The sequence below is a fragment of the Xanthomonas campestris pv. asclepiadis genome (assembly GCF_020784175.1).
GTDB classification, from domain to species: Bacteria; Pseudomonadota; Gammaproteobacteria; order Xanthomonadales; family Xanthomonadaceae; genus Xanthomonas; species Xanthomonas campestris_D.
The window spans coordinates 1-7,112 of sequence record NZ_JAJGQM010000081.1; the positions used below are offsets into that span (position 1 = coordinate 1).

At 62.7% G+C, this 7,112-nt stretch carries 12 protein-coding genes and 3 tRNA genes; 12 read left to right on the forward strand and 3 right to left on the reverse strand.

What is annotated here, in order from left to right:
- Positions 1 to 112 precede the first annotated feature (112 nt).
- Positions 113 to 496 (forward strand): hypothetical protein, encoded by a 384-nt coding sequence (locus LL972_RS21120; protein WP_228329260.1) that lies wholly within the window; start codon positions 113 to 115, stop codon positions 494 to 496.
- Positions 493 to 855: a hypothetical protein gene (locus tag LL972_RS21125; protein ID WP_228329261.1), complete on the forward strand. Its 363-nt coding sequence runs from the start codon at positions 493 to 495 to the stop codon at positions 853 to 855. The genes LL972_RS21120 and LL972_RS21125 overlap by 4 nt, the downstream gene beginning before the upstream one ends.
- On the opposite strand, the gene LL972_RS21130 is transcribed toward LL972_RS21125, so the two are convergent.
- The 3 genes from LL972_RS21130 to LL972_RS21140 form a co-directional block, all read right to left on the reverse strand.
- Positions 845 to 1,666, reverse strand: a complete 822-nt coding sequence (locus LL972_RS21130) for a hypothetical protein (RefSeq protein WP_228329262.1) — start codon at positions 1,664 to 1,666, stop codon at positions 845 to 847. The two genes, LL972_RS21125 and LL972_RS21130, sit on opposite strands and share 11 nt — an antisense overlap.
- Positions 1,667 to 2,011: 345 nt before the next feature.
- On the reverse strand, positions 2,012 to 2,317 hold the full coding sequence (locus LL972_RS21135; protein WP_228329263.1) for an addiction module antidote protein: 306 nt from the start codon (positions 2,315 to 2,317) through the stop codon (positions 2,012 to 2,014).
- Positions 2,318 to 2,349: 32 nt separating this feature from the next.
- A complete protein-coding gene (locus tag LL972_RS21140; protein ID WP_228329264.1) occupies positions 2,350 to 2,640 on the reverse strand; it encodes a type II toxin-antitoxin system RelE/ParE family toxin in 291 nt (96 codons plus the stop codon).
- A gap of 83 nt (positions 2,641 to 2,723) precedes the next feature.
- Between LL972_RS21140 and LL972_RS21145 the strand changes: the two genes are divergently transcribed.
- The 10 genes from LL972_RS21145 (at position 2,724) to LL972_RS21190 (ending at position 7,043) form a co-directional block, all read left to right on the forward strand.
- Positions 2,724 to 2,808 (forward strand) — tRNA-Tyr (locus tag LL972_RS21145).
- 88 nt (positions 2,809 to 2,896) lie between these two features.
- Positions 2,897 to 2,984: transfer RNA gene (locus LL972_RS21150), tRNA-Ser, on the forward strand.
- 5 nt (positions 2,985 to 2,989) lie between these two features.
- Positions 2,990 to 3,076, forward strand: a tRNA-Ser gene (locus tag LL972_RS21155).
- Between the two features lie 55 nt (positions 3,077 to 3,131).
- Entirely contained in the window at positions 3,132 to 3,788 is a 657-nt protein-coding gene (locus LL972_RS21160) for a glycoside hydrolase family 19 protein (protein WP_228329265.1), read from the forward strand.
- Positions 3,785 to 4,288 (forward strand): hypothetical protein, encoded by a 504-nt coding sequence (locus LL972_RS21165; RefSeq protein WP_052759824.1) that lies wholly within the window; start codon positions 3,785 to 3,787, stop codon positions 4,286 to 4,288. Before LL972_RS21160 ends, LL972_RS21165 begins: the two co-directional genes overlap by 4 nt.
- The gene (locus tag LL972_RS21170) at positions 4,285 to 4,503 is read left to right on the forward strand and encodes a hypothetical protein (protein WP_041019321.1); all 219 of its coding nucleotides are present in this window, start codon (positions 4,285 to 4,287) and stop codon (positions 4,501 to 4,503) included. Before LL972_RS21165 ends, LL972_RS21170 begins: the two co-directional genes overlap by 4 nt.
- A 126-nt stretch (positions 4,504 to 4,629) precedes the next feature.
- The gene (locus tag LL972_RS21175) at positions 4,630 to 4,848 is read left to right on the forward strand and encodes a hypothetical protein (RefSeq protein ID WP_228329266.1); all 219 of its coding nucleotides are present in this window, start codon (positions 4,630 to 4,632) and stop codon (positions 4,846 to 4,848) included.
- A complete protein-coding gene (locus tag LL972_RS21180) occupies positions 4,845 to 5,555 on the forward strand; it encodes a hypothetical protein (RefSeq protein WP_228329267.1) in 711 nt (236 codons plus the stop codon). The genes LL972_RS21175 and LL972_RS21180 overlap by 4 nt, the downstream gene beginning before the upstream one ends.
- Positions 5,556 to 5,614: 59 nt before the next feature.
- Positions 5,615 to 6,115, forward strand: coding sequence for a DUF1441 family protein (locus LL972_RS21185; RefSeq protein WP_228329268.1), 501 nt, complete (start codon positions 5,615 to 5,617; stop codon positions 6,113 to 6,115).
- Entirely contained in the window at positions 6,090 to 7,043 is a 954-nt protein-coding gene (locus LL972_RS21190; RefSeq protein WP_228329269.1) for a phage terminase large subunit family protein, read from the forward strand. Before LL972_RS21185 ends, LL972_RS21190 begins: the two co-directional genes overlap by 26 nt.
- The last annotated feature ends 69 nt before the right edge of the window (positions 7,044 to 7,112 follow it).

Here is a 7,112-nt window from a genome sequence, read left to right on the forward strand (position 1 = left end):
CTTCATGGAACCTCCTCGGGAAAGGGGACGAGAAAATTCCACTTCTGGCGTCAGCTAATGGGCGGGGGGATTACCCCAGCAGCAGGCCGGATACATCGACGCTTTCTACGAGGTGGCCGAGATGCTCGGCATCGGCGCGCGGGTTCGAATTCCCGGCACCGACGAAGGCTCACCCAAGCACGTATGGGAAACCGAGATGCGGCCAACGCTCATGGCTGCGTTGCGCCGACGAGAGGAAGAACGCGTCTACCACGCCGCGTTGCAGCGGATCGGCTATGCGCTTGGCCTGCCGGTGGGCAGCGACCTGACGACCCAGTGCATCCCGGCGATCGAGGCGATGCGGCGCGACGTGGAGCGGCTCAATCTGGGGGCTGTCATTCTCTCGCACCGAGCCGATGAGTGGGGCAACACGCGGACGGAATTCACCGGCGTGGACCTGCGGCAGGCGATAGACGACGCGGCACGCAGCCGTGCCAGGGCGGAGGTGCAAGGTTGAAGCGCGCGCTGAAACGTTGGTGGGTGTACCTGGCAGCGGTGCCGCTGGCAGATGGCAAGAGCGCCTTTCGCCTCGGCCGCTCTGTGGATCTGGCCGCAACGATCAAGCAGATTCAGGAATCGAGCCCATTGCGCATCACCAGGGTGTGGGCGATGCCGACGTGCAGCGAACGGGCTGCTTGCGCCGCAGTCGCGCTGCTTGGATCGGATCTCAGCAAGTACAGGCAGCACGGCTCATGGGTGCACATGCATACCGATCATCTAGGTGACAAGGCGGATATGAATAAAGCCATGATGGCTGCTCGGGTGTACGCGGATGCGTGCCCTGCCAGCCAGGCTTGGCAATCCTTCAAAATTTAACGTTTGGATGGCCCAGATGGAACTCAATCGTAATGCTTACTGCGAGCTCCTCAGCTCGGTCAATATACTGAATCGCATCGTCGGTAGATCCCGAGAAATTCTCGCTAAGCTGAGCATCGTTTCGAAGCTTATATAGTTCAATGTACCGTTCGGCCGTTGAATATTCGACTGCCTTGTTGTGTTTAATTAGCTCCAGAAGTGCGCGAGGTGTATGGTTCTGGGATACGGTGAGTCCGACCTTTTTTGCGCATTCCCTGGTCGTTATTTCAATTGCGCGCCAAGCAAGTGAAACCGCGCTTCTTGGGGAGTCGTCTGCTATCAGCCGCGACTCATGAAGTAAGCTGATTGCTCGCTCAGGAAGGAGCTTAAGCCACTCGACTTGGTCATTATATTTCCAGTTCACTTGCTCAGAGCGAAGATCGATGTACTCAAAGAATTCCGGGCTTTCATTCAGCCAAATTCGAGGTGATGAATTTTCCTGGGCATGATCGATTTCGAGGTTGCCGGCCGCGACATCTGAATGCTGAGCGTCCTCACTTATCGCTGCGGCTTCTTCCACAGCTGGGATATCGGCCGGAGGAGGCGGCAATGGGACAAGTGAGTCAATTTCCTTGCCAAAAGAGGCCTCCACTCCAACCGCCTTCAGGGAAGCAAGCTTCGGTAGAAGCAGCTTGATCTCTCGATGAAAAACCCAAACGACGAGTCCCACGGCTATCGGCCAGGCCAGCGCGTCCGTCATGGATGTGATAAAGCCAAGGACGTCGACTCGCGCAGCGGTTTCGGTTGCTGTCGAGGTAGGGCTTACTGGCATGTCAGACGCTTCCTTGAAGGTTCGACGACTTTACCGCCAATCCGAGCAGCCGCGTCGAGGGGGGTAGCTGACGCATCCAGTGAGGAGTGCACTGGGCTTGACACCGGATAGAAATTAGTCAAATTGTATCAATTGGTGAGAAAAGCCTCTGCAGCGATGCGGGGGCTTTTTTCGTTGCTGCTTTCGAGTCGGTAGCCACAGTGGATGCGCATCCAGGCAACCGGCCAGCCGTGAGGCTTCCCGCCGGAGTCGCATAGAAGGGGCGCTCCGTGACGGCGGCGCCTCAGCAACGCAAATGCTGTGCCGACTCAACTCGTAGGCTTCGCTAACCCTGGCGTCTTTTTTTCAGGCGGCATTTGCCGTGTCGGCAGGAGCGATGTTCAGGCGCACACCAAGCGCAGCCAGAACGCGCTGGATGGTGTCGAAACGTGGGTTAGCGCCTGGCTTGAGCGCCTTGTAAAGGCTCTCCCGGCCAAGTCCCGCGGCTTCTGCAATTTGCGTCATGCCGCGGGCGCGCGCCACGACCTGCAGTGCGTCTTGGAAGTGGTCGGTATCGCCCGATGCGAGCGCTTCGGAGAGGTAGGTGGACATGGCCTCGTCATCGTCGAGGTATTCGGCCGGGTCAAACGGGGTAGTGGTGGTCTTTGTCATGTGGGTGACTCCGAGTCGTTGTGCGCGCTGGCTCAGAGGCCGGCGGCAAGGGCTTGCGCTTTCCTGATGTCCTTGGCCTGAGTGGCCTTGTCGCCGCCGCAGAGGAGGATGACGACCTCCTCACCGCGGCGGGTGAAGTAGACCCGGTAGCCGGGTCCGTAGTGGATGCGCAGTTCGCTAACTGGTCCGCCCACCGGCTCGACATCGCCGAGCAAGCCACGAGCTACGCGCTGCACACGTTCAACGATCACTGCCTTGGCCCTGGTGTCGCGCAGTCCGCGCAACCAAGTGGAGAACGCTTCGGTTTGGGTGATCGTTGCCATGTGCCTAGTGTATCCAAAAGGATACAAAATGCAAGGGGTGTATCGAACGCCGGGCGTGCGCCGGGAGTCCGCGCATCAATTTCGGGGCGAGTTGCCAGATGGGCGCTGGGCCGGACTGTAAATTCGGCGTCTGAGACTCGCGTGGTTCGACTCCACGTCGCCCCACCAAAACTTGAGGGGCGTCGCCAAGCGGCCCAAGGCACCGGGCTTTGATCCCGGCACCCGCAGGTTCGAATCCTGCCGCCCCCACCAAACAGGAAGCGTGGCCGAGAGGTCGAAGGCAGCGGCTTGCTAAGCCGTAGATCCGCAAGGGTCCGCTGGTTCGAATCCAGCCGCTTCCGCCAGTCCTGGGTTGTTCCGCTGCGTTGGGCGGCGAGCGGTCTTGAAAACCGTGGTGGCCGAAAGGCCAGGGGTTCGACTCCTCAACAACCCGCCAGATCCAACTATCCAACCCTGCCGGTGCCGGTGGGCTATCTGTTTTCGGAGATCACATGCAGCTGACCGCCCAACAACTGAAGCAGGCGGTGGGTTGCAACGACCGAACCGCAGAGCGCTGGATCGAACCGATCAGCGAGGCGTGCCGTCTGTACAGCATCACCACGCCGCGCCGTGTGGCTGCGTTCTTGGCGCAAGTCGGGCACGAATCCACTGGCCTCACCGCCGTGGTGGAAGGGCTGAATTACAGCCTCGAAAACCTGATCGACGCGTGCAAGCGCGCAAAGCCGAATAGCCGTTGGCGCTCATTGCTACCGCGGGCGAAGGAGCTGGCGCGTAACTCGGTCGGCCTGGGCAATGCGGCGTACGCGAACCGCTTGGGCAATGGCGACGAAGCGAGCGGGGACGGCTACCGCTACCGCGGCCGTGGGCCGATCCAGAACACGGGACGCGCCAACTACGCTGGCATGCGCGACACGCTGCGCGCCAAGGGCGTGCGGGACGTGCCGGACTTCGAGAAGCAGCCCGAGACGCTGGAGCAGGCCAAGTGGGGCGCATTGGCGGCCGCGGCCTTCTGGGATACGCGCAACCTCAACCCACTGGCCGATGCTGGCCGATTCGACGACATCACCGAGCGCGTCAACGGTGGTCAGAACGGTGCCGCCGATCGCCGCGCGCGTTACGCCAAAGCGCTGAAGGCGCTCGGGGCATGATGGTGCCGGACCTCGACGACGCGACCCTGCTGGCCGCAGAACGTCAGTCGCTCGATGAGGCTGTGGTGCTGCTGCAGGAATGCTGGGGCCGCACCTCGCGCCCACGCCGCGACGCGCGCAACGTGCTGCGGCTGGGGTACGGCCGCGCGATCGAGACGCGCGAGCAGAGCGAGCGTGTGGCCACCATGGAGCTGACCGAGGACGTGATGGAAGCGCAGGAGACCTTGCGCGGCCGATTCTTCGAACTGCTCGCCGTGCATCCGGAGATGCGCCCCTCGCTGCCGTACATCATCGCGATCGCCGACATCATCGGCGCCGAGCTGGTGCGCGACGCCACGGACCTGTGGGCTGCGGCGCGCCGCGGCGACTGGCTCGAGTTCGGCTCGGTGATCCAGGAGTTCCGGTGGGAGCTTTTCAGCGACGCGACCGAGCGAGACAAGCGGGCCGTGTCGAGGCTGGTGATGCGTCTGGCGATGGGCGCGGCGAGCCTGCCGGCATGACATTCGCGCGCTACACCTTGGCGCAGGCGCGCGGCGGCCTGGCGGTGCTGGTGATCGCCACGAATCTGATCATCCTCGCCGCGATGCTGGGGATATCGATCCCAGCCGGGAACAAGGACATCGTTCTGCTGCTGGTCGGCGGCTTGGTCAATCTGACCGGCATCGTCGGCGGCTACTACTTCGGGTCCAACAACGCGAGGAAAGCAGGTGGCTGACCGCTGGGACCGCGGCCTGCCGCCGGCAAGTGATCCACCCGGGTGGCTGATCACCGCGCTATGCGGCTTGCTGCTGGCCGTTCTGGCCTGGATCTGGATCACCTACACCAACACGAGGGTTTGAACATGCGCATTCGCTTGAATGCCTCGACTTCGCACTGGCGCGATGGAGTGCCAGTGCAGCACGGTCCGCAGACCTGGCCGTGGTGGCGGCTACTGGGCTTGTCGCTTCTCCGCCTGGATATGCACCGGCCCAGCACGGGTTATCGCCTTTGGTTCTACACCCGTTGGGGTGCGCTGTACGGCGATGTCGTATTTGATCGGCGCAAGCAGGCAGCGGCGTGAACCGCATCCTGATCGCCATCGCCGCAGCGCTGCTGTGGTCGGCCGCCATGGTCGGCGCCGGCTGGGCGTGGCGCGGCGACCGTGCGGAGACCGTAGAGGCAAAGGCCGGCGTCGCAACTGGTAAGCAAGCCTTACACGTTGAGCAGGCCGCACGCGCGGAAGAGCACAACCAGGCCAAAGCAATGGCCGCTATCGGAGATGCCCATGAGCAAGACCGTGAGAAGGCCCAGGCCGTCCCTGATGCTGTTGTGGCTGACCTGCGCAGTGGTGTGCTCCAGCTGCGCAACGACCTCGCCACCTGCAGCACTGACCTCCTGTCCCGCTCCGTCACCGGCGCCATCGAACGTGATGCGCATGCCCAACTACGAAGCGAGGTTGCGGGTGCTGTTGTTCAAGTCGGCCGAGACGCCGACGACCACGTCGGTGCCTGCCAAGCCGTAGTGACCGCGGACCGGGTTCCTGTGCAGAAACCGGGCGGGGTGATGCTCAACGCACTCCCTGGCGACGCGGTGGTGTGGAACACGCCGTGGAACGTAGCGGTCACCCCGAAGCTGAACGGTGAACCTGAATATGAACCAATTCCGATTCGTTCAGAAATGACCGGGGACCCTGGCGGATCGGCGGTCCTACCGGGGGGAATTCGGACCCCGGTTCGCGACAGTATTTCGGCCCCTAGGGATGCTCCACCGCAGGTAGGCCAAAAGTGAAGAAATCCCCGGGGAAAACTCGCAATTCAGGGCAGGGCGCGCTGTACATCAGGTAAGACATGGCTGACATCCGGGACTTCTCGCCAGGTTGGTCGATTGCCAGGCTGGCGGACGAGTTCGGGATGGACCGGCGCACCGCTGCAAAGCGGCTCCGGGAAGCCGGCGTGCCGCCATCCGGCAAGCGCGGCACCAACGACATCTATCGGCTCGCCGATGCCGCGCCGGCGCTCGTCAGTGGTGGCGCTGGCTCGGCATCCGAGCAAATTCTGGATCCGCGTGATCTACCGCCGATGGAGCGGCGCGCCTTCTACCAGTCTGAAAACGAGCGGCTCAAGGTCGAGACAACTACCGGGCTGCTGGTTCCAGCGGCCGAGGTAGAAGCTGATTACGCCGAGCTGGTGAAAAAAGTTGTCCAGTTCTTCGACACGTTGCCGGACGTGCTGGAGCGAAAGCTATCGCTGAGCCCGGAGCAGGTCATCAAGGCCCAGGAGGAATGCGACCGCGTCCGACAGTCGATGTATGAGGCAATCAGCGATGAGCCAATACGCGACCGCGCGTGAAGTCCGACTCGGTGTAGCCGAGATGATCCGGCCTCCGCGCCGGGTGCGCGTAAGTGATGGGGCGAAGTCGCTCCACATCGCGAACGCGAGCGGTGCTGCCGGTCCCTGGGATCCGCGCGTCGCGCCTTACATGGTCGAGCCGTTGGACTTGACCGCAAGTCGGCTTTACGAGGCCGTGGTGTTCGTGGGGCCGGCGCGATCCGGCAAGACGATCGCCCTCATTGATGGCCGGCTGGCTTACACGATCACGTGCAATCCGGCCGACACGATGATCGTCCAGATGTCGAAGGACGCGGCAGAGGATTACAGCAAGACCCGTATATCGCGCGGCATCGCTGCAAGCCCCGATCTCCGGAAGAGGCTCAGCCCGAGGTCGCACGACGACAACATCCTGCTGAAGTTCTTTCGGTCGGGTATGTCGCTGCGCTTCGGCTGGCCATCGGTGTCGATCCTTTCCGGCAAGGACATCCACGACGTCCTGATGACGGACGTGGACAACTACACCGGTGACTTGTCGATCGATGAGGCTTTCGGCCTGGCGCTCAAGCGCACGCAGACGTTCATGTCGGCGGGCATTTGCGTAGCAGAGTCGAGTCCAGCGGCCGATTACACAGACGGCGCGTGGAGGGCGACACACCCGCACCACGCTCCGCCAGCCGCCGGCATCGCCGCGCTTTACATGCGCGGCGATCGCCGGCGGTGGTACTGGCCGTGCCCGAGCTGCGGCGAACGGTTCCAGGCAGCGCCCGGATACGACGGCTTCGCACTGCCGCCGCTTGAGGAGTTGCTGGAGCGCGTGCAGGTCGATGATCTGCAGAAGATGGCCCGGCAGTACTCGCTGCTGCATTGCCCGCACTGCGGAGACGGGCTGTCGCACCGGTGGAAAGCCGGCATGAATGAAGCTGGCCGATGGGTGGGAGAAGGGTAATCCCCCCACTTCTAGCGGTCGCCAGAAGTGGAGCTAAGTGGCCATCGCCAACTTCATGGCAGGCGTGAT

Excerpts from the sequence above, each read along its gene's own strand:
- LL972_RS21140 (WP_228329264.1), bottom strand. The coding sequence starts at position 2,640 with ATGGCAACGATCACCCAAACCGAAGCGTTCTCCACTTGGTTGCGCGGA.
- LL972_RS21170 (WP_041019321.1), top strand. The coding sequence starts at position 4,285 with ATGACATTCGCGCGCTACACCTTGGCGCAGGCGCGCGGCGGCCTGGCG.
- LL972_RS21130 (WP_228329262.1), bottom strand. The coding sequence starts at position 1,666 with ATGCCAGTAAGCCCTACCTCGACAGCAACCGAAACCGCTGCGCGAGTC.
- LL972_RS21160 (WP_228329265.1), top strand. The coding sequence starts at position 3,132 with ATGCAGCTGACCGCCCAACAACTGAAGCAGGCGGTGGGTTGCAACGAC.
- LL972_RS21175 (WP_228329266.1), top strand. The coding sequence starts at position 4,630 with ATGCGCATTCGCTTGAATGCCTCGACTTCGCACTGGCGCGATGGAGTG.
- LL972_RS21165 (WP_052759824.1), top strand. The coding sequence starts at position 3,785 with ATGATGGTGCCGGACCTCGACGACGCGACCCTGCTGGCCGCAGAACGT.
- LL972_RS21185 (WP_228329268.1), top strand. The coding sequence starts at position 5,615 with ATGGCTGACATCCGGGACTTCTCGCCAGGTTGGTCGATTGCCAGGCTG.
- LL972_RS21190 (WP_228329269.1), top strand. The coding sequence starts at position 6,090 with ATGAGCCAATACGCGACCGCGCGTGAAGTCCGACTCGGTGTAGCCGAG.
- LL972_RS21135 (WP_228329263.1), bottom strand. The coding sequence starts at position 2,317 with ATGACAAAGACCACCACTACCCCGTTTGACCCGGCCGAATACCTCGAC.